Here is a 21,474-nt window from a genome sequence, read left to right as displayed (position 1 = left end):
ACAAAGTCTTTACGATATGAAAGTGTCCGCCGCATCAAACGTCATGAAACCGTCATAGGCCCGGGAGGATCGGATGCAGACGCTCGCCAACAACCAGCCCGCATCTCAGCAGTCCAAAGTACCGCAATCGCTGCTCGACCGTTTCGAAAACGAATGGCGCGCCATGCGCGCTGCCGGCGAAAGCACCCCGAAGCCGATCCAACCGGCTGAGTAACGCCTGTCAACGGCGCATCGATTGTCGCGCGCCATGACCCTCCCAACATAGAGAAGACGCAACACGGAGTTGAACCTTCGGGTCGGGATGAAACACGTCCTGCAATGCCGCGTGTTCCGTCGCCGCGCGAACGGATAGGCGCCGTGGCAAATGCTGCGGCCCTTCGATTTTTGTGGCGATTTTCAGCCTTTTGGCCATTCGGAAAAACCATGTTACTCTTCCCGAATGCTAACCGAAGAGATCGAAAAACTCGCGCTAAGCTTGCCGGGAACGGAAGAAAACGCGCATTTCGGCACACGGGACTTCCGGGTGGGAAAGCGCATTTTTATGAGCTTGCCGGAAGCGGGTCGCGCGGTCTTCAAATTCACGCCTGACCAGCAGCGCATGCTTCTGGAAATGGAGCCCGGGGTCTGCGCTGCCGTGCCCGGCGGCTGGGGAGACCGCGGCTGGACCTCATTCTACTTCGTCGAAGCGGACGAAGGTCTCGTCCGCCAGTCGATGGAAACCGCCTGGCGTAACGTCGCGCCGAAAAACCTCGTCAAGAAGAACGGTGGCAGCCATTAAAGCCTGTCACGCAAAAGTGGGCAGCGGTTTTGCGATAACGACATGCGAAATATCAAAAACTTAAAGCGCAAGGCGCGAATCTGAAAGATCGCGACGCGCATTACGCTGGCTCGAAAAGCGGATAGCCGCCTCGCCGGAATGCAAAGCGCTCCGCTCTCAGGGCGATTGCGAAGCGCCGGCCGGTCCCCTCTCAATCCACGCTTTCCTGTCCCACTTCCAGCGGCCAGGTGACGAGATAATCTTCATAGTCTTCGATATCGATGCCATCCTCGGCGACGGTGCGGCCACGCACCGAAATGCCTGCAGCATGAACCGTGTCCGGGTCGCCTGAAACCAGCGGGTGCCACCAATAGAGATCGCGCCCCTCGGCAACGAGGCGGTAACCGCACGTCGGCGGCAGCCAGGTAATCTCGCGCACGGCCTTGGGTGTCAGTTGGATGCAATCGGGCACCGTCGCCTGCCGGTTTTCATAGTCCTTGCAACGACAGCTCTCGCCATCGAGCAAGGTGCAACGGATCGAGGTCCAGGCGATCTCGCCGGTATCCCAATCCTCCAGCTTGTTCAGACAACAGAGCCCGCAGCCGTCGCAAAGGCTTTCCCACTCCGTATTGGTCATGTCCTCAAGGCTTTTCGCCTTCCAGAAAGGCATTTCGCCCATCGTCATCACACTTTCGTCAAATAGCCCGCGATACAGAAATTTCGCAGAAAATTGCCGGTTTTTTAAGGCCGGCGGCGCGATATGCAAGTAGATTGGAATTTGACGTCGTGCAAATATTGCCCGGCGCCGGCATGATGCCACAAAGCCTTCAGGACGTTGAGACGTGCGGGAACCGAGGAAAGACGATAACCGGCCGAAAAAACGGCACATCTTTCTCAGGGTCGACTCCTGGATCGATTCCACGGTCTGGAATGCCGGCTTCAAGCTGTCGCAATGGTGGGAAGATACCACCATCTTCTTCCGCCGTTTCCGCGTCACAGGCTGGAAAAAGGTCGTCTTCGAGGTGCTCGGCGAAGGCATGAACTGGGGCACCGTCGGCTCCGTGCTGATGCTGGCGCTCGCGCTTCCCGCCTTCGAGGAAACCAAGGGAAACTGGCGCGCCCAGAGCGACTTCGCCGTCACCTTCCTCGACCGCTACGGCAATGAAATCGGCCACCGCGGGATCATTCACGAAGATTCCGTGCCGATCGACGAACTGCCTGACCATCTGATCAAGGCGGTGCTGGCGACCGAAGATCGCCGCTTCTTCGACCACTGGGGTATCGACTTCCTCGGCCTTGCCCGCGCGATGACCGAGAATGCTCGCGCCGGCGGTGTCGTCCAGGGCGGCTCGACACTGACCCAGCAGCTCGCCAAGAACCTGTTCCTCACCAACGAACGCACGATCGAGCGCAAGATCAAGGAAGCCTTCCTTGCCGTCTGGCTCGAATGCAACCTTTCGAAGAAAGAAATCCTGAGGCTCTATCTCGACCGCGCCTATATGGGCGGCGGCACCTTCGGCGCGGCTGCGGCAGCCCAGTTCTACTTCGGCAAATCGATCACCGATGTCAGCCTGGCGGAATCGGCGATGCTCGCCGGCCTCTTCAAGGCGCCCGCCCGCTATGCGCCGCACGTCAACCTGCCGGCCGCGCGCGGACGCGCCAACGAGGTTCTGAGCAACCTCGTCCAGGGCGGGCTGATGACGGAGGGGCAGGTGATTGCGGCGCGGCTCACTCCCGCAACCGTGATCGATCGCGCCCAGGTGAAGGCACCCGACTTCTTCCTCGATTGGGCCTTTGACGAAGTCCAGCGCATCGCCCGTCCCTTCGCGCAGCATTCGCTGATCGTGCGCACCACGATCGACATGGGCCTGCAGAACGCTGCCGAGGACTCGGTCGAATCGAGCCTGCGCCAATATGGAGAGAGCTTCCATGTGAAGCAGGGCGCGCTGGTCATGATCGAAAACGGCGGCGCGGTGCGCGCCATGGTCGGCGGCCGCGACTACGGCGAAAGCCAGTTCAACCGGGCGACCCGCGCGTTGCGCCAGCCAGGCTCTTCCTTCAAGGTCTACACCTACGCAGCGGCGATGGAAAAAGGCATGACGCCGGAAACGGTCGTCGTCGACGCACCGATCACTTGGCGCGGCTGGTCACCACAGAACTACGGCCGCAGCTATGCCGGTCGCATCACCATCCTGACGGCGATCGCCAAGTCGATCAACACCATCCCCGTGCGCCTCGCCAAGGACAAACTCGGCACCGATCTGATCGCCCAGACCGCCAAGAACATGGGCATCGAAACACCGCTGCGCACCGACAAGACGATGCCGCTCGGCACATCGGAAGTCACCGTGCTCGATCAGGCGACCGCCTATGCCGTGTTTCCGGCCGGCGGCATGCAGTCGCGCCGCCACGGGATCAGCCAGATTCTCAACTATGACGGCGACATTCTTTACGACTTCGGGCGTGACGAACCGCCGGCGCGGCGCGTGCTTTCGGAAACCGCAAATACATCGATGAATTCGATGCTGACGCAGATTCCGATCATCGGCACGGCGCGCAAGGCTGCGCTCGACAACGGCATTGTCGTCGGCGGCAAGACAGGCACGACGCAGGCCTATCGCGACGCCTGGTTCGCCGGCTTCACCGGCGACTATACGACCGCCGTCTGGTTCGGCAACGACGACTACACGTCCACCAACAACATGACCGGCGGCTCCCTGCCGGCGATGACCTTCAAGCGGCTAATGGACTATGCCGAGCAAGGCATCGAGCACCGCGCTATCCCCGGCGTCACCGCCCCGACGGCGCCGGCGAAGCAGCCAGAGGTCGCGACGGCCAAGCCGGACGAGAACGCCCTGCCGCCACTCGTCCGCCCGCGCTCGTTGTCGGCCGAGGTCACCCGCCTGCTGCGCACGATCGGCGAGACCTTCGAAAAGGCCCCAGCACTGAAAGCGCCAGAAAAGGCCGGCGGCAGGCTCGCCGCCCTCGGCGCTGCCGAAGAAAAACGCTCCGGACAGACGGACCCCAATGCCGCCAGCAACTAAAGTCTCCCGGCCAGGCCCGCGGCATCCATCTCATCGTGAGGCCGCGCGCGACCCGTCAGTCGCCGTTGCGCCGGGCGCCAATTTCGGCGAGATATGGAGGCAACCCCATGTTGCCCCGCCACAGAACGATTTCCGATAGAGCCGCCCTTGTTTCGAATCCCCTTCCTCGTCGCCCTCGCTCTTGCCATCGCCTTCGGCGGCGGCATTGCCTCGGCCGTATGGGCGCTGAAGGCGACCGTCGGCTTCGGCTCGATCGCGATCGGCCCGTGGGTCGCTTTTCCGGAAGCGCAGACGATCAATGCCGATCCCTATGCCAAGGCACACCGGGCGCGCGCGGGGGAACTTCTGTACGGTGGCGCGGAAGGATTGATGTTCAGCGCGCAGACCGACGACAGGGGCCAGAAGCTCCAGGCGACCTGCTCCTATGACGTCACGGGGCTGACGCCGCAGGCTCGCTTCTGGACGCTTTATGCCGCGAATGCCAACGGCCTGCCGTTGCGTCCCGGCTCCGACCTGCCCTCGGCCCTCAATTCCTGGACGGTGCTGCGCAGCGAAAACAGCAATTTCACGATCCATGTGTCGCCGAACGCCCAGCCGGACAATTGGCTGGCCGTGCGCCATGCGGGGACCTTCCGGCTGGTCCTGACGCTGCTCGACACGCCGACGGCGGGTTCCTCGGGCCTGATCGACCTCGCCATGCCTGTTATCACCAAGACCGGGTGCGGCGATGCGTAAGGTTCTCTTCGCCACGGTCCTCGGCCTCGTCGGCGCCGCCCTGCTGCACATCATCATCATCCTGTCGCTGCCGCAATTTACCGGCCGCGACGCCTATACCCGCGTGCTGGGGCTGCTCGAGATGGACAGTTTCTTCGCGCTGACGAGCACGCCGGGGTCGACCGGCCTTGCCAATGACGATCCCTACCTCAGGGCGGCCGTTTGCAGCTTCTCGATCTCGGACGGGCCGGCGCGCTTCCTCGCCAGCGGCAGCGTGCCGTTCTGGTCGCTCGCGGTCTTCGACAGCAATTCGAACGAAGTCTTCAGCATGAACGACCACACGGCGGTCAACGGCAAGCTCGATCTTGTCGTCGCGACGCCGATTCAGCTGGTAGAACTGCGCAAGGCTCCGCCGGAGGCGCTGGCACAATCGATCATGGTGGAGATGAAGGAACAGGACGGCTATGCCGTTTTGAGAGCGATGGCGCCGGTCGACAGTTTCGAGGAGCAGGTCCGCAATTTCCTTGCGGAATCAAGCTGCGAGCCATTTCGGCGCTAGAGTATCCCGCTTTCAAGTGGAACCACTTGAAGCGGAAAGATGCTCTAGAAACAAAGTGCTAGAGCGACCTTAGTGCGTTCATTTGAACGCACGGCGCTCTAGATGCTTCGGACGTGAAGGCATCTGACCGCGCAGTCGCGGCTTCGTGCGGCAGACAGCCAACGCAAAGACTACGTTCAGTGCAGGAATTATGGTGAAGGACCCTGAGGTTTCGGGCCAAGGACGCGCGCTCGGACGCAACCGGCCGCCGATGCGGGAAATCGAACGTTACTGCTTCTTGATCCGGCGTCCATCGGGTGCCGTCGGCTGCGGGTCGCGGTCGAGGCGTTCGTAGCGGATACCGGTAAACAGAAGCACTTTGGCCCCGCCCGATATGGCCGGCGGTCTACGCGGCGGTACGCGAACCTTTCGGTCCTGAATTCTGATGACGTCTGCCATGCTCGTCTCCACAAAGTCTTGAGACGGATGAACTACCGTACAGATTTCACCCTGCCCTCTCGGGCCAGCGCATTTTTCCAGGCCTTGCCTGGACAGGCGCGCTTTTCTCGTTTGCTCCTTCTTCCGGTCGCCCGGATGTTGCTCTTCTGGTTCACACGATACAGCCCGATGATAACGGGTCCGCCCCGATTGAGCCATAGGCTGGTTAACAGAATGCTAATACACCGCTGCGACACCAACCTATATTCATTATCTCGCCAGACGAGCCCCCGAGATGTATCCGAGGTAACAACCCGGAGCGGCGGTTCGCAAACCGCGGCTTTTCGCTAGCGTCGTGAGATCAGGCCAAACAGAAACGACACCCCGGCAACCGCCACCAGCGTCGACAGCGGCTCCTCGCGCACGCGCTCGCGAACGCGTTCCACCATCAACTCCGCCTCGCCCTGCACGACTGCCCTCGTGCCGCTGCCAATCGCAGAGACTGCTTCGGTCAGCCGGGCGATTTCCGCCCGCAGTTCGGCGATTTGCACATCAACCTCAGCGCGCGCTTGCGCCTGCGAAACATTTTCGCTGACTGTCTGCACGGCCTCCAGTTTCTTTTCCACCATTACAATGCTCCCTTGTCTGCGCCGTCTCAACGCTCCGGATGGCGTTTGGTTCCGCCAGAAGCTGCAGAAAACCGGAGCGCCGAAAAGCAAACGGGCGGCCAGAGCCGCCCGTTTTCCAGTCCAACGCAAGAACGCCGTTTCAGGCGCTCCACGTCAGTTTTCGCAGTTCGGATCGTCGAACTGGCACCGAACAAACGGTGCCGGGCGGGCGCCTTCGTAGATGCCGTCATCGTTCTGGCGAACGCGCACGCCGTCGCTGCGACGTTCCCATTCGCGGCGCTCTTCACGCACGGTCTGCTCGCGGTTCCATTCGCTCTCGCGGCGCCGCCACTCGTCTTCACGTTCACCGGTTTCCCAGTCCCGGCGCTCGCGGCGGCGGTCACTTTCCCAGTCGCGGCGGTCGCGCTCGCGCTGGCGCTCCCAGTCGCGACGATTCCGGCGGTCGTCGACCCAATCCGGTCCGTGGCGCCAACGATCGCGCTCGCGATAGAAGTCACGGCCGCGGTAGTTGCGGTCCCAATAGTTGTCGAACTGGAAGACGACCGTTGGAATTCCGAGCGGGCGATAATAGCGGGGCTCGACGTAAACGCGATTGCGGCGATAGTCGGCCTGGACATAACGCCCGGCGACCCAGCCGCGCCCACCGTAGAACGAGACATCGCACCACGGCAGATCCGCAAGGCATCCGTGGATTTCCACCGATTCGCCAACCGGGATCAACGATACCGCCGGATAGCGGGTGCTCGGACCGGAGCGCATGTTCACATTGGCAGTGGCAAAGCCTTCGGCGGCCTCGGCGACAACCGGCGCCGCGAGGAGCGCGCAGACCGCCGCCGCGCGCAGGATAAATTTCTTCACAGTTCCATATCTCCCATGGAGAGGCCCCTCTTCATTTGGCCTCCAAACGTCGGCGGGCGTCCGGAGCCCTTGACCGTCGCCGCGATAACTCGTGACCGCATGTGGATTTTTTATGGCTGATGCCGCGGATGTCCCCGAGAAATGCGGGGCCAGCGGGGCGAACGGGCGGCCCTGTCGCGCGCCACGCATGTGCCGCAAGCCTGAATAAAGCTCCAACATCCATAGTTAACAGTGCGCTAACGCTTTTCTTCTAATTTTTGCGACGTGTGCCTTTCCGGATCACCGGAAACGGCGATCATGTTTTGCGTGCAGGGAATTACCGTGACGGATCGCTTTCGTGAGTTGGAAAGGCCACAGACCGGCCGCTTGAAGGACGTTGTCCTGATGGCGACGGTTACCGGTTTCGAAAGCCTGCGCATCCCCCGCAAATCCGACATGAAGCAGTTTGCCGAACTGTTCGAACCGCTCTTCCTCGGCTCCAGCAACGAAGCCCGCCGTCAGGCGGCCGCAGCCCTTTCCCAGTGCTCGCAGATTCCTGAGCCGGTCGCCGCATTGATCGGTGGCATGCCGATTTCGATTGCCGCGATTTTCCTGACGCGTTCGAAGGCGATAGCGGACCGCACTCTCATTGCGGTCATCCGCGAGCGCGGGCCGGAACATGCCGCAGCGATCGCGCGGCGTCCCAACCTCTCCCCCCTTGTCGTCGATGCCCTGGTCGAGCACCACAATCCACTCGGGCTTGCCGCGCGCAGCAGCGCGGCAAAGCAGGCGGTGGCGGAACAGCCACACCCGGAGGCTGCAGCCGCTTCCTTGCGCACCGCCCGCGAAGAAGCGCTCAGGCACGAGATCAAGACCCTGGCGCGAGCGGGGTCACGCAACCCCACGCCGGCCGCCTCATCCGAGGCAATCAATGACGTGCATGCTGCATTGCTTGTTCGCTTTGCCCGCAGCGGCGAGATCATCCTGTTCTCGCGCGTCCTCGGCCAGGCGCTCGGCACCAAGGACGCCCATGTCGAGCGCATCCTGCTCGATATTTCCGGACAGCGGCTTGCGACGAGCCTCGTCGCTCTCGATGTCCAGGCGGCCGATGCCGGTTTCGTGCTTCAGGCGCTGTATCCGCATCTTCGCGAGCCCTTCGGCGAGACGAGCCATGCGGAAGCGTTGATCGGCGCCATGAACCGTACCGCCTGCCGCGAACAGCTCGATGGCTGGATCGAGGCTGAGGCGGAAGAAACCACTCCAACGGCGAGGCACGAAGCCTACTTCGCCGAAAATCCCGCCAATGATGCGCGGCAGATCGGCCCTCGCAAGATTGCAGCGGCCGCCGGCAACGTGCAGCCACAGCGACTTTTCGGGCGCCGACGCGGCTAGGCGCAGAAATCTCTCGCTCCGCACGTCGCCTTGATGCAGGTCTGCTTCCCGTGTCGGGAACATGCTGGGCGTACCGGTGAGTCCTCGCCCGCCCTAGAAAAGCTGTTCCATCGCGTCGATGATCCAGCTCCACTCGCGGCCGGTCGGAGCCTGCGGTCCTGCGATGCGGCCATTGCAATCGGCAAGACGGTGTCAGGGCCGGCTTGCCCCTTCCTCCGGAACCACCTCGAACAGATCGCCATGGTCGTCCAGCTCGATTTCCACGATCCAGCAATCCGGATCGAAGCGGATTTCGCTCGCAAGCGCCGCATCGACCCGCTCAGCGTCGCTGTCGCGCAGCCTCACTTCGAACTTGCGGCCGAGCGCGACTTCGTCGTCGAAGAAATTCTGCGGAGCCGGGGCAAAGAGCGTCTCGGTGCCGAGCCGCCTCCGCTGGCGGATGAAGATCGCACCGGCCTCCTCCGCTCCCTTGCGCAGCACGGCCGCATAGCCGCCGAGCGAAAACGCGCGGCGCAAGAGGGATGAGACGAAGATGTGAGACTTCAGGCGCATGAAAGGCTGATACACGCGCTGGACGGCGCAGGCAAATCCGTGGCGCCGTCAAAACCCACCGGCAATCAGAGTGCGCCGATTTCCTTGAGCTTTTTCAAGACCTGGGCATTCGGTTCACCGGTCTGCGGCAGGCGGTAATGTTTCTCGAAATGGCGGATCGCCGCCCGCGTCTGCGCTCCGGCGACGCCATCGACCGTCACATCCGCATAGGCGAGGTTGCTCAGCCCCTTCTGGATGTTCAGCACCAGGGCGCTCGAAACCGGGATTTCGGCACGCGGAACGAAATTGCTCTCCTTCTCGGAGGAACGAATGGCGGCAGCGACCGGATCGATCTCCACGCCACTGCCCTTGGCCTCGGTAAGAGGCCTTCCCGCCGGCATGACCTGAGCAGCCTGATCGCCAGGTGCCGCCCGAAGTGCCTGCAGCAACTCCGTACTGGCCGAACCCGTCTCGGCGCGGCCGGCCTGCGCTTCGAAACGCAGGATGGCGGCCGCCGTCCGTGGGCCGCTGCGCCCGTCCGGCGCGCCGTCATAAAGGCCGACGCGGTTCAGTTCCTTCTGGATGTCGGCAACGAGCTTCGAGGTCGCGCCACCGGGCACGCTTGCCACGCGCTCAGGCGACGGTTTTTCCGTCGGCAGATCCGCGGAAGTCGCAGCTATCACGTCCTCGACATTGTCCGCCTTGGCCTCGCCCTCGCGCTCGATGACGAAGGTGGTCACGTTGCGCGGCTCGATCTCTTCGCCCTTGGCGATGGCGATCCGCTGCGCGGTTTCGGCGCTGACGAGCGGCACGCGGGTGCGCATCAGCGGTGACGGGTGCACACCGTGCTGGTACCACATGGCATTGGCGGCAACGAAGGAAAACACGACCAGGAAGGCGGCCGAGCCGCCAGAGACCAGGGGATGGCGCGCCATCAGCCGGCCGGCAAGCCCAACACCCTGTCCGGCAAGAGCCAGCCCGCGCACGGCCAGGCCAGGCGCACGCCGCGCGGCCTTCTTCCGTTCAGGCTGTTTTCGCTTGCGCGGCGCCATATCCCCGTTCCTCGTTCAAACCAACGTCTTCGGACCGCCCTCCTTCGGCGGCCGGCCTCGCCTCTCCGTCGCGTAGGCGCGGCGGAAATTCCACCGTCACCGACGAACGCTGCTCTTCTTGCTCGGCAACGGCGATGCCGGAGCCGTCGCGCGGTATCGTCACGACGATGACGGTCCCCTCACCCTCGCGGCTGCGAATCGTGAGGTCGCCACCATGAAGGGCAACGAGGCCCTTGACCAGCGAAAGGCCAAGACCCGTGCCTTCGTAGCGGCGTGTATAGTCGTTCTGGATCTGGACAAAAGGTTGACCGAGCAGCTCCAGCTTGTCGGCGGCAATACCGATGCCGGTGTCGCTGACCGAGAGCTTCAGCATCGCACCGTCCACTTCAGCGTCGATCGTCACGACGCCGCCATGGTCGGTGAACTTCACGGCGTTGCCGACCAGGTTGATGAGAACCTGCTGGAAGGCGCGCTGGTCGGCATTGACTTCGCCAATGCCGCGGGTGACGCGGCTGACGAGCTTGACGCCCTTTTCCGCGGCCTGGTGCGACAGCATCGCCTCGCAGGCGGCAACCGCCTCGGCGACGCGGAACGGCTCGGGCATGAGCTCGTAGCGTCCCGCCTCGATCTTGCTCATGTCGAGCATGGTGTTGACGACGGAGAGCAGATGTTCGCCCGACTTGTGGATGAGGCTCACATACTCGCGCTGGCGATCGTTCTCGAGCTTGCCGAAATACTCGCCGCCCAGCACGTCGGAAAAGCCGAGGATGGCATTCAGCGGCGTGCGCAGCTCGTGGCTGACGGCGGCGAGGAAACGGGTCTTGGCATCGTTCGCAGACTCCGCTTCGGCGGTCCGGGCCGCCGCCTCGGCGCGCAGGCCTGCCTCCTGAGAGACATCGCGCGACTGCGCAAGGATCGCCGTCAAGTTGCTATCGCGGTCGCGCAAGGGCGCCAAGTCGCAGGACATGTAGACGAACTGTTCGCCTTCGATCGGCAAGGTCCGCCGTTCGATACGGATATCGACCGTCGCCCGATCGCCGCCCTGGCGAAGGATGTCGATCGCGCTCAGGAACGTAATGCGGTCGGAGACGTGAATCTGCTCGATGAAGCCGCGGCCCGCCGGGTCGCGCATCAGCGTCAGGTGCTCGGCGGCATCGCGCCCATGCACGGAAAGGACATTGCCGCGCAGGTCATGCACGGTCACGAGGCCCGCAAACAGGTCATAGGCTGCCGAGAGGTCCCGGAGAACGGGATCGGACGGAGCCGGCGCAGCAGTTTCCGGCGCTCGGCCGCGGGCGATCGCAACGGCTGCCGCCAGTAGCGAAGCGGAAGCCCAAAGAGCGGTTCCGAGCGGCAGGGCCGAGGACACGGGTATGGCGAGCGACAGGGCGAGCGGCGCCACCGGCAGTGTCGTCAAAGACACGGCCGCAACAGTGCGCAAACGTTTCGTGTCGCGGCGCCCGGCGGGCGAAGAAGCCTCACGACGGGGCAGCCACAGGGCCGCGATCTCGTCCACGCGGGACGCCCATCTGCCAGCCATGTTACGCAATACGCTCACGCTTTACCCTGCTACATTTGTTGTTCTTGCGAGGCTGGCGCGACCGATTTCCCCTATTTGGAAACCGCGATTCAGACCGCCTCGTGACATGTCGGAATCTCGCATCCCCGGCTTAATGAAAGAATAAACGCGCCCGTGCCGGAACGGTGCGAAACGGCCGAAAAATCCCGTTTTGGAGCAAATCGAGCGACCTTCATTTCTTGTGGTTAACGGGGCGTAAGCAACGGATTTCTGTGCATTTTCTGCACAGCGTTAACGATTGTGGCGAGCCCGCCGGCACGCCATTGCCGATGCTTCCGGGCTTCGCACACAGGGTCCCGCCACGAACCTTAACGGCGAAAGCTAAAATGCGACACAAATGCGCGGCAAAGCACTCGGCGGCGGCATTTCATTAAAATTTGAAGCAAATGCCGCGCGATTTTGAAAAGCCGTCTTGTGATTCCCGTCCTAATGTCGGTGTCAACAAAGGGACGGACGCTGCCTCGAAGGCAGCAGCTCCCCGAGGAAACGACGGCAGCGTGAACGGGTATCAGGGGATACGACGGCGCTGCGGGATGCCGAAGGCACAAAAGCCGGCTAGAAGACTGGCGAGCTCAGGCAGCTGAACGAAGGATGGGCAGAACATGTGGTTTCTCATCAAGGCGACATTTTGGTTTTCGCTGGTGCTGGTGCTGCTGCCATTCCTCGATCCGTCGAGCTCGCAGAAGCTGGAGCACGCTCCCAAGGTCGAGCTTGGCGACACCTTCGCCGCCGCCAATGAGGCCTTCCAATACATCAGCGCCATCTGCATCCAGAAGCCTGAGATTTGCGAGAAAGGGGCAGAGACCTTCGTCGCCCTCGGCCACAGGGCCCGCGAAGGCGCTCGTATCGCCTATGAGTTCCTGGATACCCAGTTTGCCGAAACCGATGCGGCCCAACCCGATGCCAAGGTGATGACCGGAACGGTCACACCGGTCATGACCGGCACGGTCAAGCCCGCTGCCGATGTGGCAGCACCCGCCACCGAGGTCAGCACCATCGATGCAGAGCCTGTCTTCAAGCGCACGCCGGTTCCGGAAAAGCGCCTCGATCCCAAGGCCGCGATCATCCAGTAGTCATGCCAAGCCCTCGGTCGAGACCGGCGGGCCACCCATTCGCAACTTAACTGCCTGACTTGCCGCCCTGTCGTGGCCGCCGCGAGGATCCCATCCCCTCGCGGCGTTTTCTTTTCAGGCGCAACCTTTGATCGCCAAGAGCCAGCCACGCACAAGCCGTGGCTGCTTAGGTCCGCCGCACGGCAAGCGGAGGCACCCAATGCAGATCTACGGGCTTTTTTCGAATGCGGGCGTGACGCGGCCAGCGACAGCCGGCACATCGACCGCCGTCGAAGGCAAGAGCCCGGCATCGGCCGCATTGCTCCTCGGCACCGATGACGACACTGGTGACCGCGCCGCCGCAGCAAAGAAGAAGCTCGACGACATCAAGGAACAGCTTCGCATGCTCCGGTTCTTCGCATCGGATCCGGAAACGCTCGCGAGGCTCGCCAAGCAACTCGCTCAGCAACTCGGCACGGCAGCCCAGCAGTTGGCCGGCGCAGACGGTGCCGGAGCGATAAACGGTGTTGCCTCCGCTGCGGCCGTGGCCGCCTTGGCAGATGCCGGCAGTGCGCAAGTGGAAGGTGCTATCCCAGGAAACGATGCAGCCACGTCCGCAGAGCCGACAAGCTTCGCGGAGCGCGCCTATCGCGAATTCAGCGACGATGACGGTGAGTCCGGCGCCACCACGAAACTGGCCGCCGAACTCAAATCGCTTGCCGAGCAGATAAAGCAGCTGTTGCGAAAGGCCGAGCAGGAATTGCACACCGAGGGATCTGCCCGTGACGCTGACGATGCGCGCGCGGCCGGCCATGCCTTGTCGGCGGCCGTCGGCAAACTCGGCGGGATCGATGCAGGCGCCGGAAATGCCTTCATCTTCCCGTCAAGCGTTTCGATCTGACCGCGCCGGCGAAATGCCGCCGACACCCAAGGTAACTGTTATTGGCGGTTCTCAATGGGCTTGCCATCCCCTATATGAGGACTGAAAGCCCGCATGCCTGATGGCAAAGGGGCATGAACAGGGACAAAGCTCGTTCGCGGCAAGGACCGGCGGGCGTATAATCCCCTGATAACTGGACCCGGACCATGACGACGCTTGACCAGATCATCGACGATTTCGCCTTCCTCGACGAGTGGGAGGATCGCTATCGCTATGTGATCGAACTCGGCAAAGCTCTGCCGGACATGCCGGAAGCCAAGCGGACCCAGGAAAACAAGGTTCAGGGTTGCGCCAGCCAGGTCTGGCTCGTCACCCAGACGGCCGGCAATCCGGAGGACCCTGTCCTGACTTTCGAAGGTGAATCGGATGCGCATATCGTGCGCGGCCTGGTCGCAATCGTGCTCGCCATCTATTCCGGCAAACATGCCTCGGAGATCGCCAAGACCGATGCCATCGATACCTTCGGCAAGATCGGCCTGATCGAGCACCTGTCGACGCAGCGCGCCAACGGCCTGCGCTCGATGATCCGCCGCATCAAGAACGAAGCCGAGCTTCGGCTGGCCGCCTAAAGCGCGTCGCGATCTTTCAGGTTCGCGCCTTGCGCTTTAAGTTTTATGATATTTCGCATGTCGTTATCGCAAAACCGCTGCGCACGTTTGCGCGAAAGGCTTCAAGGCGCCGTCAGGACCTGCCGCAGCGACCGCGCTGCTGACAGTACAAAACACAAGAGCCGGACGCTCAGGCCCGGCCCTTGTGTTCAAACCAAATGCCGTCAGGCAAATTGCAGCAACCAGCCGCAAGGCTTCACCAGACGGTTGAAGTCTTATTTGCCACGGCGCTTGCGGCGCTGGCCGAGGCCCATTTCCTTGGCGAGACGCGAGCGTGCTTCCGCATAGGCGGGCGCGACCATCGGGTAGTCGGTCGGCAGGTCCCATTTCTCGCGATATTCTTCCGGCGACAGATTGTGGTGAGTCATCAAGTGGCGCTTCAGCGACTTGAAGGTGCCGCCACATTCGAGGCAGGTGATCTGGTCGTCCTGGACGGACTTGCGAACCGACACGGCCGGCTTCGGCTTTTCAACGGGGATGACGACCGGTGCCGGCGCCGCGGTGTTGTTGAGCGCCGAGTGCACATCTGCGATCAGCGTGGAAAGCTCGGCGACGGGAACCACGTGATTGCTGACGTAGGCGGCAACGATTTCCGCCGTCAGCTCAACCAGAAGTTCATGGCTCGCGCCAAGCGCTGTTTCAGTCATTTCTTTCTCCTATCGGACTTCAGCACAACCCGAAACGGCGTCTCGGGGGGAGGAACGCTTGCAAGGGCCGCCAGGAAGCCTTCGCTGCCTTGGGATGGACCATCAAACGCGGCAAGGACAAACGCCGGCCACGATATCAAGAGTAGGAATTTTGATTACGAAACCTGCTGCCGAGTCACCGGGACGACCGAACTCTCAAAGCAACAACCAACATTCACAACTCAAGCTGGAATTTCAGATCAAAGTATTTCCACGACGACACTTTACATTTACTCGATTAACATCGATGCGTGAAATGTCCAAACATAAATTTGCCGACAGTTAGCAACTTTATCTCCGATTTGCTAAAATGGCCACACTGCATCGCAAAGTTCTGAAATACAGATTCAGAAATGTCATCGATCAGCGATGACGTGGCTCTACTTTTGTGGAAGCTGATCTACAACTGACAGCTTCGTAAGTTTGTAACCGGCCTGATGTGCGGCTTTTGCCAAGAGATGAGCCGAGATTGGTGCAGTCAGAACGAAGAAGAAGAAGCCTGCAAGCGCCCGAATCAGTATTGCCGCATCCAGAGAATGAACGCCCGCAGCCAACAGCAACAGGCCTGAACCTACGGTGCCGGCCTTAGACGCGGCATGCATACGGGTGTAGAGATCGGGAAAACGCAAGATGCCAATTGCCGCAAGCAGCGAAAAGATCGCGCCGACGATCAACAGAGCGGCAACCAATACAGCAACGGCCATGTCCAGGACGGGGTTCATCGGCGCCCTCCCTTGTGCTTGCGACGGACCGCATTGGATCTCGGTGCGGACGCGCGCTTTGATTCCGGCGAGCTCCGCTCAACGTTGGCCGTTTCCGGCGAAAGCCCGCGAGCCAGGATGAAGCGGGCAAAGGCGACGGTCGCGAGGAATCCGACCAAGCCAAGGGCAATGGCAATGTCGATGTAGAGATTGAAACCAGTGCGGATCGCGACGACGGCAATCAGGCCGATGGCGATCGCCACCAGCATGTCGAGACCGAGCACGCGATCCGGTAAGGTCGGGCCGCGGATGATGCGCCAGACAGTAATCAGGAGGGCAGCAGACAGCGCGATGAGTGCAAAGCCCGTAGCGAGGGCTTCGATCTGGTCTGGCAGGCTCATTCGAAAGCCTCCTTTATCCGCCGTTCAAAGCCGTTGGCGATATCGCGCCTGAGGCCGCCGGGATCGGCACAATCGAGCGCGTGGACGTAGAGCGTCCGGCGGTCGGCGGAAACGTCGACCGACAAGGTCCCAGGCGTCAGCGTGATGAGATTGGCGAGCAACGCGATTTCGAAATCGCTCCTGACCGTCAAGGGATAGGCAAAGATGCCGGGCTTCAGCTTCATCTTCGGCTGGATGACCATGAGCGCGACCTTTGTGGCCGAGATTGCGAGTTCCTTGAAAAAGAGAGCGGTCAACAACAACAGTCTGAGCGGACGCACCGGATAGGTGATGGGCTGGAGCTCGCGCCGGATCAGCCATAGAGACAGCGCTCCAACGGCGAAGCCGAGGATCAGATTGGCCAGCGAGAAACTGGCGCTGATCGCACCCCAGATCGCCGTGAACACCAGGTTGATGGTTAGGAACTTGGTCACGGGGCACCTCCCGGGAAAACCGAGTTCAGATAGGCCGAGGGCTCAGCGAGCGAGGCAGCAGCGCTTTGAATGGTCGAAAGCAGTGGCTCCGGGTAGAGACCAATCGCCAAAGCCAGGATGACCAGTACGGTGAGCGGCAGCAGCGCCGCCGGCGAGATCGTCGCGGAAGCGGTCGTGACCTCCCCGGCTGCCGCATCGCGCCAATAGGCCAGCAGGAAAAAACGCCCGGTGACAACAGTCGTCAGGAAGCCGGTGAAAAGCAGGGCCGCGGCCAGCCACCAGGCGCCGATATCGAGCGCCGCCTTGACCAGCATGACCTTCGGCCAGAAGCCGGAGAATGGCGGCAGACCGGAAACGGCGAAGGCCAGCATGAGCGTCAGCGCCGCGAAACCGGCGTGGCGACGATAAAGGCCTGCCAGCGACGAAAGCGAGAAGCTGCCGCCGAGCTTGGCCGCAACGCCGGATGCGAAATAAAGCGCAGTCATGACGAGCATCGAGTGCAACGCATAGAAGATCGCACCGCCAATGCCGCCCGGCCCGCCGACCGCAATCCCGGCGAGGATCGAGCCGATGCCGGAGACCACGAGATAGCCGAGCATGCGGCGGAAATCCGATTGCGCCAGCGCCCCGAAGGCACCGACGAGCATGGTGAGCGCGCCGGCAAGGGCAATGACGAAGCTCAGTTCCTCGCGCTGGAGCGGCAGCAGCATGACGGTGACGCGGATCAGGGCGTAAATGCCGACCTTGGTGAGCAGGCCGGCGAAGAGCGCCGACACCACGACGCGCGGCGTATGGTAGGAGGCCGGCAGCCAGAAATTGACCGGGAACGCCGCCGCCTTCATGCCGAAGGCCAGCACGAAGAGCGCCGTCAGCGTCATCAGCGGCGCCGTGCCGGCAAGGCCTTCTGCCTTGCGGGCGATATCGGCCATATTGAGCGTGCCAAAGCTCGCATAGAGATAGCCTGTCGTGATCAGAAACAGGGTGGTCGCGACCAGATTGAGGAAACCATACTTCACCGCTCCGTCGATCTGCTCGCGCTCGGAGCCGAGCACGATGAGGCCGAACGACGAGATCAGCAGCACCTCGAACCAGACGTAAAGGTTGAAGATGTCCCCCGTCAGAAATGCACCCGAAACGCCGGCCATCAGCAGCATCAGGAACGGGTAGAAGCCGTAGCGCCGACCGCTGTCGTTGATATCCGCGAGCGAATAGATCCCGCCGGCGAGTGCCACCACCGAGGCGGTCAACGCAAACAGAGCGCCCGTCAGATCAACGGTGAAGGCAATGCCGAAGGGCGGCAGCCAGCGTCCCATGACCATTGTCACCGGACCGCTCGCAAGCACATGCCGAAGCAGGAGAATGTCTATCAACACGAGACCGGCCAGTCCGAGGACAGCGATGTAAGGGTGCCAATCGATCTTTCGGCGCAGCATGACAAGCAGTGCGCCGATCGCCAGGCACCAGGCGACCGGCAGGATCACCAGCCAATCGGCAGAAGCGACCGGCTCGAGAACGAGTGCGGCGGAAAGATCTGCGTGGGGAGAAGTTGAAGCGGCCATGGGTCGGTCAGTATCCAAGCGGCGGAGCCGGCTCGTCCTTCGGCTCGGCGACGCGCATCTCGTCGGTATTGTCGGTCTGCAGCACCTCGTAGGCGCGCCACGCGAGAACCAGCAAGAAAGCGAAGAAGGAGAAGGAGATCACGATCGCTGTCAAGATCAGTGCCTGCGGCAGAGCGTTTGCCGCCGGTCCCGTGAGCGCGTCCTGGTGGCCGGGGACGACCGGCGGCACGCCGCGCGTCAGCCGCCCTCCGGTGAAGATCAGCAGATTGACGGCATTGCCGAGAATGGCAACACCAAGCAACACCCGGATGATGGATTTCGACAGCAGCAGGTAGACGGCGACCGTGAAGAAGATACTGACGAGCAGCGCGAACCAGGCTTCCATCACTCGCCTCCCCGCTCTTCGAGCGAAAGCGCAATCGAGCTGATCGCCCCGACGACGACGAGATAGACGCCGCAATCAAACAGCATCACCGTCGAGAGCGGGACTTCCAGGCCGAGAACCGAAGGATAGATCCAGAGACCGGTCATGAAGGGGACGCGTGCCGCAATCGAGATCAGGCCGGCGACCGTCGCTGCGAACAGCCCCGCGCCGGCAATCGCCATCGGGTGAAAATAGATCGCACGGCGCACCGTCTCGACGCCGCAGGCGATGCCGTAGATCGCCAGCGCCGAAACCGCGATCAACCCGCCAATGAAGCCGCCGCCGGGCTCGTTGTGGCCGCGCAGCAGCACGAAGATCGAAAACAGCACCATCAGGCTGGTGAGAAAAGGGGCGACGGCCCGGAAGATCACCGACTTCATGCGCGTTCCTCCGCATCCGGATCATTGTCGGCGATGCGGCGGAGAGAACCAGCCCTCAAGCGGACCAGCGACAGGATGGCAAGACCGGTGACCATCACCACGGCGATCTCACCCAGCGTGTCCGTACCGCGGAAATCGACGATGATGACGTTCACCACATTGGCGCCGTGCGCGATCGATTTCGAATAGAGATTGAAGAATTCCGTCAGCGTGGAGTCAAAGGGAACGCCCGTCGTCTTCAGTAGCATCAGGCCGAAACCCAAGCCGCAGGCGAGTGCAATGGCAAAATCCGGGACCTTCTGGGCAAGCGGCCGATGGTCGGACGGCGAGAGCCTGAGGCGCGTCATCACCAGTGCCAGGACGACGACCGACAGCGTCTCGATCATGAACTGGGTGAAGGCAAGATCCGGCGCACCATAGAGCAGGAAGATGACGGCAACGGCAAAGCCCTGGATGCCGAGCGAGACGATCGCTGTCAGCCGATCCGGAGCGAGCACGACGGCAACGAGACCGATGACCGCGATGGCCATGATCGCAAGCTCGTGCAGTGGCACGTCGGGTGCAAAGAACGGCGCGCGCGGCAGTTCGCCGTAGGTGAGCGGAACGACCAGCAGCACGCAGGCAACCAGGATGAAGGTCGCCGTCATGTAGACGTCGAGGCGGCCGGATTGCAGCCGGCGCGTCAGCCCGACGGAAAAACGAACGAGCCCGCGGATGAGCTGGTCGAAACCACGGTCCGGCCCCCAGCCGATATCGGCAAGGATTGCGGCGATGAAACCACGCAAACGATCGAGCTTCAGGTAGAAAACGATCCCGATCAACGCGGTCGCGGTCGACATGGCCAGCGGCACCCCGACATGCGGAACGACGGACATCGTGACCGCACGCGGTTCGCCTGATATCGCCGATGCCATCGGCGTCGACACGAGTTCGTGGGTCAACCCCGAGAGCAAGGCGGCGGAAAGCCCCTTGGCGGCAAGCAGCGCCGGCCCGAGCCAGAGCAGCACCGGCGCCTCGTGCGCCGCCTTCGGCGTCTCCACCTTCGCACCGATGAAAGGCTTGAGGGCGACGGCAAAGGCCACCGCGAACATCAGAGCATTGCCAAGGATCGCGATTGCCGCAAAGACCACGGAGCGCCGGTCGAAGCCGGAGAGCGCGTAGTAGATTTCCTCCTTGGCGATGAAGCCGAAGAAGGGGAACAGGCCGCCCATCGAAAATGCGGCTGCAAGCGCAATGACGAACGTAAGCGGCATGGCGGAGCGCAAGCCCCCGAGCCTGGTCACGTCACGCGCGCCGGTCTCATGATCGATGATGCCAGCAACCATGAACAGGGCACCCTTGAACAGGGAGTGTGCGACAAGATAGAGCGCCGCCGCCTCGATCGCGTGCGGGAAGCCGAGACCGGTCAGCATGACCAGCAGCCCGAGCGAGGCCATGGTCGTATAGGCGAGCATCAGCTTCAGATCGGTCTGGCGGCAAGCAAGAGCTGCGCCGATGACGAGCGTGGCGCCGCCGAAGAGCGGCAGCAGGATCTGCCATTCGGGCGTGCCGCCGAGCACGGGATTGAGCCGCATCAACAGATAGACGCCGGCCTTCACCATTGTCGCGGAATGCAGGTAGGCCGAAACGGGAGTCGGTGCTTCCATCGCGTTCGGCAGCCAGAAATGGAACGGAAACTGCGCCGACTTGGTAAAGGCTCCACCGAGGACGAGAATGAGCGCGGCCAGATAGAACGGGCTCTCGCGCATCTCCGTACCAAAGGCCATGAGCAGCGAAAGCTGGGTGACTCCGCTGACGTTCCAGATGATCAGAAGTCCTGCGAGCAGGAACAGGCCCCCTCCTCCGGTCACGACCAGCGCCTGAAGGGCTGCGCGCCTTGCCGCTTCGCGCGAATGATCGAAACCGATCAGCAGGAACGACGTGATCGAGGTCAGTTCCCAGAAGACGAAGAGCATCAGGAAGCTGTCGGACACGACAAGCCCGAGCATCGATCCCATGAACATCAGGATGAACGAGAAGAACCGTCCTTGCTGTGGATGGCCTTTCAGGTAACCGCCTGAATAGAGCACGATCAGCATGCCGATGCCGGCGATCAGCAGGACGAAAGTCAGCGACAGGCCATCGATCAACCAGGAAAAGCTGACATTGAACGACGGGATCCAGGCATAGCCGCCGGTGACCACCTCGCCTTTGGCCACGTCCGGCCAGAAGCGGGTGAAATGCAGGACAATGGCCGCCGGGAAGAGTGCCAGAACCCAGGCCGCATTGTGCCCGAGGAGGCGCGTGAGCAGCGGCGCGACCAAAGCTCCCACGAAAGGGAGTGCGAGAGCCAGAAATGTCAGGGCCGCAACATCCATCGTCCTGGCCTGCTCCTTTATGTTTTCACGATACAATCAATCGAAGACCCGACATAAAAGAAGGGTTGTGGCGCCTCAAGCCTTATCCAGATAAAATCGACGTTATGTGCCGTTAAGTCGCTTCGGAGATCGGACGCAGCAGTCCAAACACTATCAGATTCGTTCGTTTCGTGCGGAGGCGGCCGACAACAATTAAAATGCTGTTAGCATAATATTCAGTTGTCGTCGCAGCAGGATCGAACGTCCTAGAATCGGGACAATAAGACGTGGTAGTTGTACGTAAAGGCTTCTTCAATTCAAAATAATACGAAGCCTGGATCCGCCTGCCGGCGGAAACCAACGGCTGCTCGGAACGTCTGCCTTCGACGATATCTGTGAACCG

General features: G+C 62.0%; 24 protein-coding genes. 9 read left to right on the top strand and 15 right to left on the bottom strand.

Annotated features, from left to right (window positions below; all coding sequences use genetic code 11):
* The first annotated feature begins 73 nt into the window (after nt 1-73).
* Nucleotides 74-214, top strand: a complete 141-nt coding sequence (locus AC070A_RS14300; RefSeq protein WP_173515957.1) for a hypothetical protein — start codon at nt 74-76, stop codon at nt 212-214.
* 225 nt (nt 215-439) lie between these two features.
* Nucleotides 440-778 carry an MmcQ/YjbR family DNA-binding protein gene (locus AC070A_RS14295; RefSeq protein WP_057250396.1) on the top strand — a complete coding sequence of 113 codons (339 nt, stop codon included), beginning with the start codon at nt 440-442 and terminating at the stop codon, nt 776-778.
* Nucleotides 779-968: 190 nt separating this feature from the next.
* Here AC070A_RS14295 and AC070A_RS14290 read toward each other — a convergent pair whose 3' ends face one another.
* A complete protein-coding gene (locus tag AC070A_RS14290; RefSeq protein ID WP_057251076.1) occupies nt 969-1,436 on the bottom strand; it encodes a YcgN family cysteine cluster protein in 468 nt (155 codons plus the stop codon).
* Nucleotides 1,437-1,599: 163 nt separating this feature from the next.
* Here AC070A_RS14290 and AC070A_RS14285 point away from each other — a divergent pair, with 163 nt between their 5' ends.
* The 3 genes from AC070A_RS14285 (at nt 1,600) to AC070A_RS14275 (ending at nt 5,074) form a co-directional block, all read left to right on the top strand.
* Entirely contained in the window at nt 1,600-3,801 is a 2,202-nt protein-coding gene (locus AC070A_RS14285; RefSeq protein ID WP_058320301.1) for a transglycosylase domain-containing protein, read from the top strand.
* A gap of 147 nt (nt 3,802-3,948) precedes the next feature.
* The gene (locus tag AC070A_RS14280; RefSeq protein ID WP_058320302.1) at nt 3,949-4,536 is read left to right on the top strand and encodes a DUF1214 domain-containing protein; all 588 of its coding nucleotides are present in this window, start codon (nt 3,949-3,951) and stop codon (nt 4,534-4,536) included.
* Nucleotides 4,529-5,074 (top strand): DUF1254 domain-containing protein, encoded by a 546-nt coding sequence (locus AC070A_RS14275; RefSeq protein ID WP_113736844.1) that lies wholly within the window; start codon nt 4,529-4,531, stop codon nt 5,072-5,074. The genes AC070A_RS14280 and AC070A_RS14275 overlap by 8 nt, the downstream gene beginning before the upstream one ends.
* Nucleotides 5,075-5,341: 267 nt before the next feature.
* Here AC070A_RS14275 and AC070A_RS14270 read toward each other — a convergent pair whose 3' ends face one another.
* From AC070A_RS14270 to AC070A_RS14260, 3 genes are all read right to left on the bottom strand, one after another.
* Nucleotides 5,342-5,512: a hypothetical protein gene (locus AC070A_RS14270; RefSeq protein WP_176707512.1), complete on the bottom strand. Its 171-nt coding sequence runs from the start codon at nt 5,510-5,512 to the stop codon at nt 5,342-5,344.
* 326 nt (nt 5,513-5,838) lie between these two features.
* Nucleotides 5,839-6,120, bottom strand: coding sequence for a hypothetical protein (locus AC070A_RS14265; RefSeq protein WP_057250404.1), 282 nt, complete (start codon nt 6,118-6,120; stop codon nt 5,839-5,841).
* Between the two features lie 153 nt (nt 6,121-6,273).
* Nucleotides 6,274-6,978, bottom strand: a complete 705-nt coding sequence (locus tag AC070A_RS14260; RefSeq protein WP_113736843.1) for an SH3 domain-containing protein — start codon at nt 6,976-6,978, stop codon at nt 6,274-6,276.
* 297 nt (nt 6,979-7,275) lie between these two features.
* Here AC070A_RS14260 and AC070A_RS14255 point away from each other — a divergent pair, with 297 nt between their 5' ends.
* Nucleotides 7,276-8,349 (top strand): DUF2336 domain-containing protein, encoded by a 1,074-nt coding sequence (locus AC070A_RS14255; protein WP_218372957.1) that lies wholly within the window; start codon nt 7,276-7,278, stop codon nt 8,347-8,349.
* Between the two features lie 192 nt (nt 8,350-8,541).
* Here the strand turns inward: AC070A_RS14255 and AC070A_RS14250 are convergent, their stop codons facing one another.
* The 3 genes from AC070A_RS14250 to AC070A_RS14240 form a co-directional block, all read right to left on the bottom strand.
* Entirely contained in the window at nt 8,542-8,901 is a 360-nt protein-coding gene (locus tag AC070A_RS14250) for a DUF1491 family protein (RefSeq protein WP_162770917.1), read from the bottom strand.
* Nucleotides 8,902-8,966: 65 nt separating this feature from the next.
* A complete protein-coding gene (locus AC070A_RS14245) occupies nt 8,967-9,932 on the bottom strand; it encodes a peptidoglycan-binding domain-containing protein (RefSeq protein WP_113736840.1) in 966 nt (321 codons plus the stop codon).
* A complete protein-coding gene (locus AC070A_RS14240; RefSeq protein ID WP_113736839.1) occupies nt 9,904-11,472 on the bottom strand; it encodes a sensor histidine kinase in 1,569 nt (522 codons plus the stop codon). The genes AC070A_RS14245 and AC070A_RS14240 overlap by 29 nt, the downstream gene beginning before the upstream one ends.
* Nucleotides 11,473-12,113: 641 nt before the next feature.
* Here AC070A_RS14240 and AC070A_RS14235 point away from each other — a divergent pair.
* The 3 genes from AC070A_RS14235 (at nt 12,114) to AC070A_RS14225 (ending at nt 14,072) form a co-directional block, all read left to right on the top strand.
* Nucleotides 12,114-12,584: a DUF5330 domain-containing protein gene (locus tag AC070A_RS14235; RefSeq protein ID WP_057250413.1), complete on the top strand. Its 471-nt coding sequence runs from the start codon at nt 12,114-12,116 to the stop codon at nt 12,582-12,584.
* A gap of 199 nt (nt 12,585-12,783) precedes the next feature.
* Complete coding sequence (locus AC070A_RS14230; RefSeq protein ID WP_113736838.1) at nt 12,784-13,464, top strand: peptidylprolyl isomerase; 681 nt, start codon at nt 12,784-12,786, stop codon at nt 13,462-13,464.
* Nucleotides 13,465-13,649: 185 nt separating this feature from the next.
* The gene (locus AC070A_RS14225; RefSeq protein ID WP_057250417.1) at nt 13,650-14,072 is read left to right on the top strand and encodes a SufE family protein; all 423 of its coding nucleotides are present in this window, start codon (nt 13,650-13,652) and stop codon (nt 14,070-14,072) included.
* 254 nt (nt 14,073-14,326) lie between these two features.
* On the opposite strand, the gene mucR is transcribed toward AC070A_RS14225, so the two are convergent.
* From mucR to AC070A_RS14185, 8 genes are all read right to left on the bottom strand, one after another.
* A complete protein-coding gene (gene mucR / locus AC070A_RS14220; protein WP_034789336.1) occupies nt 14,327-14,758 on the bottom strand; it encodes an exopolysaccharide biosynthesis transcriptional regulator MucR in 432 nt (143 codons plus the stop codon).
* Between the two features lie 419 nt (nt 14,759-15,177).
* A complete protein-coding gene (gene mnhG, locus AC070A_RS14215) occupies nt 15,178-15,501 on the bottom strand; it encodes a monovalent cation/H(+) antiporter subunit G (protein ID WP_057251077.1) in 324 nt (107 codons plus the stop codon).
* A 14-nt stretch (nt 15,502-15,515) separates the two neighbouring features.
* On the bottom strand, nt 15,516-15,899 hold the full coding sequence (locus AC070A_RS14210; protein WP_113736837.1) for a cation:proton antiporter: 384 nt from the start codon (nt 15,897-15,899) through the stop codon (nt 15,516-15,518).
* Nucleotides 15,896-16,372: a Na+/H+ antiporter subunit E gene (locus tag AC070A_RS14205; RefSeq protein WP_113736836.1), complete on the bottom strand. Its 477-nt coding sequence runs from the start codon at nt 16,370-16,372 to the stop codon at nt 15,896-15,898. Before AC070A_RS14205 ends, AC070A_RS14210 begins: the two co-directional genes overlap by 4 nt.
* Nucleotides 16,369-17,931, bottom strand: a complete 1,563-nt coding sequence (locus tag AC070A_RS14200) for a Na+/H+ antiporter subunit D (RefSeq protein ID WP_112995387.1) — start codon at nt 17,929-17,931, stop codon at nt 16,369-16,371. Before AC070A_RS14200 ends, AC070A_RS14205 begins: the two co-directional genes overlap by 4 nt.
* 7 nt (nt 17,932-17,938) lie before the next feature.
* Nucleotides 17,939-18,316, bottom strand: a complete 378-nt coding sequence (locus AC070A_RS14195; protein ID WP_057250425.1) for a Na+/H+ antiporter subunit C — start codon at nt 18,314-18,316, stop codon at nt 17,939-17,941.
* A complete protein-coding gene (locus AC070A_RS14190; RefSeq protein WP_057250427.1) occupies nt 18,316-18,735 on the bottom strand; it encodes a Na(+)/H(+) antiporter subunit B in 420 nt (139 codons plus the stop codon). Before AC070A_RS14190 ends, AC070A_RS14195 begins: the two co-directional genes overlap by 1 nt.
* Nucleotides 18,732-21,092, bottom strand: a complete 2,361-nt coding sequence (locus AC070A_RS14185) for a putative monovalent cation/H+ antiporter subunit A (protein WP_113736835.1) — start codon at nt 21,090-21,092, stop codon at nt 18,732-18,734. The genes AC070A_RS14190 and AC070A_RS14185 overlap by 4 nt, the downstream gene beginning before the upstream one ends.
* Between the last annotated feature and the right edge of the window lie 382 nt (nt 21,093-21,474).

This window comes from Ensifer sp. GW101-20A05 (genome assembly GCF_059424735.1).
The sequence above is the reverse complement of the archived record's forward strand: the minus strand, read 5'-3'. Positions and strand labels throughout refer to the sequence as shown.

Coding starts and splice junctions, on each gene's coding strand:
- AC070A_RS14300 (WP_173515957.1), top strand. CDS start 74: ATGCAGACGCTCGCCAACAACCAGCCCGCATCTCAGCAGTCCAAAGTA.
- AC070A_RS14295 (WP_057250396.1), top strand. CDS start 440: ATGCTAACCGAAGAGATCGAAAAACTCGCGCTAAGCTTGCCGGGAACG.
- AC070A_RS14290 (WP_057251076.1), bottom strand. CDS start 1,436: ATGGGCGAAATGCCTTTCTGGAAGGCGAAAAGCCTTGAGGACATGACC.
- AC070A_RS14275 (WP_113736844.1), top strand. CDS start 4,529: ATGCGTAAGGTTCTCTTCGCCACGGTCCTCGGCCTCGTCGGCGCCGCC.
- AC070A_RS14270 (WP_176707512.1), bottom strand. CDS start 5,512: ATGGCAGACGTCATCAGAATTCAGGACCGAAAGGTTCGCGTACCGCCG.
- AC070A_RS14265 (WP_057250404.1), bottom strand. CDS start 6,120: ATGGTGGAAAAGAAACTGGAGGCCGTGCAGACAGTCAGCGAAAATGTT.
- AC070A_RS14255 (WP_218372957.1), top strand. CDS start 7,276: ATGTTTTGCGTGCAGGGAATTACCGTGACGGATCGCTTTCGTGAGTTG.
- AC070A_RS14250 (WP_162770917.1), bottom strand. CDS start 8,901: ATGCGCCTGAAGTCTCACATCTTCGTCTCATCCCTCTTGCGCCGCGCG.
- AC070A_RS14245 (WP_113736840.1), bottom strand. CDS start 9,932: ATGGCGCCGCGCAAGCGAAAACAGCCTGAACGGAAGAAGGCCGCGCGG.
- AC070A_RS14240 (WP_113736839.1), bottom strand. CDS start 11,472: ATGGCTGGCAGATGGGCGTCCCGCGTGGACGAGATCGCGGCCCTGTGG.
- AC070A_RS14235 (WP_057250413.1), top strand. CDS start 12,114: ATGTGGTTTCTCATCAAGGCGACATTTTGGTTTTCGCTGGTGCTGGTG.
- AC070A_RS14230 (WP_113736838.1), top strand. CDS start 12,784: ATGCAGATCTACGGGCTTTTTTCGAATGCGGGCGTGACGCGGCCAGCG.
- AC070A_RS14225 (WP_057250417.1), top strand. CDS start 13,650: ATGACGACGCTTGACCAGATCATCGACGATTTCGCCTTCCTCGACGAG.
- mucR (WP_034789336.1), bottom strand. CDS start 14,758: ATGACTGAAACAGCGCTTGGCGCGAGCCATGAACTTCTGGTTGAGCTG.
- mnhG (WP_057251077.1), bottom strand. CDS start 15,501: ATGGCCGTTGCTGTATTGGTTGCCGCTCTGTTGATCGTCGGCGCGATC.
- AC070A_RS14210 (WP_113736837.1), bottom strand. CDS start 15,899: ATGAGCCTGCCAGACCAGATCGAAGCCCTCGCTACGGGCTTTGCACTC.
- AC070A_RS14200 (WP_112995387.1), bottom strand. CDS start 17,931: ATGGCCGCTTCAACTTCTCCCCACGCAGATCTTTCCGCCGCACTCGTT.
- AC070A_RS14195 (WP_057250425.1), bottom strand. CDS start 18,316: ATGGAAGCCTGGTTCGCGCTGCTCGTCAGTATCTTCTTCACGGTCGCC.
- AC070A_RS14190 (WP_057250427.1), bottom strand. CDS start 18,735: ATGAAGTCGGTGATCTTCCGGGCCGTCGCCCCTTTTCTCACCAGCCTG.
- AC070A_RS14185 (WP_113736835.1), bottom strand. CDS start 21,092: ATGGATGTTGCGGCCCTGACATTTCTGGCTCTCGCACTCCCTTTCGTG.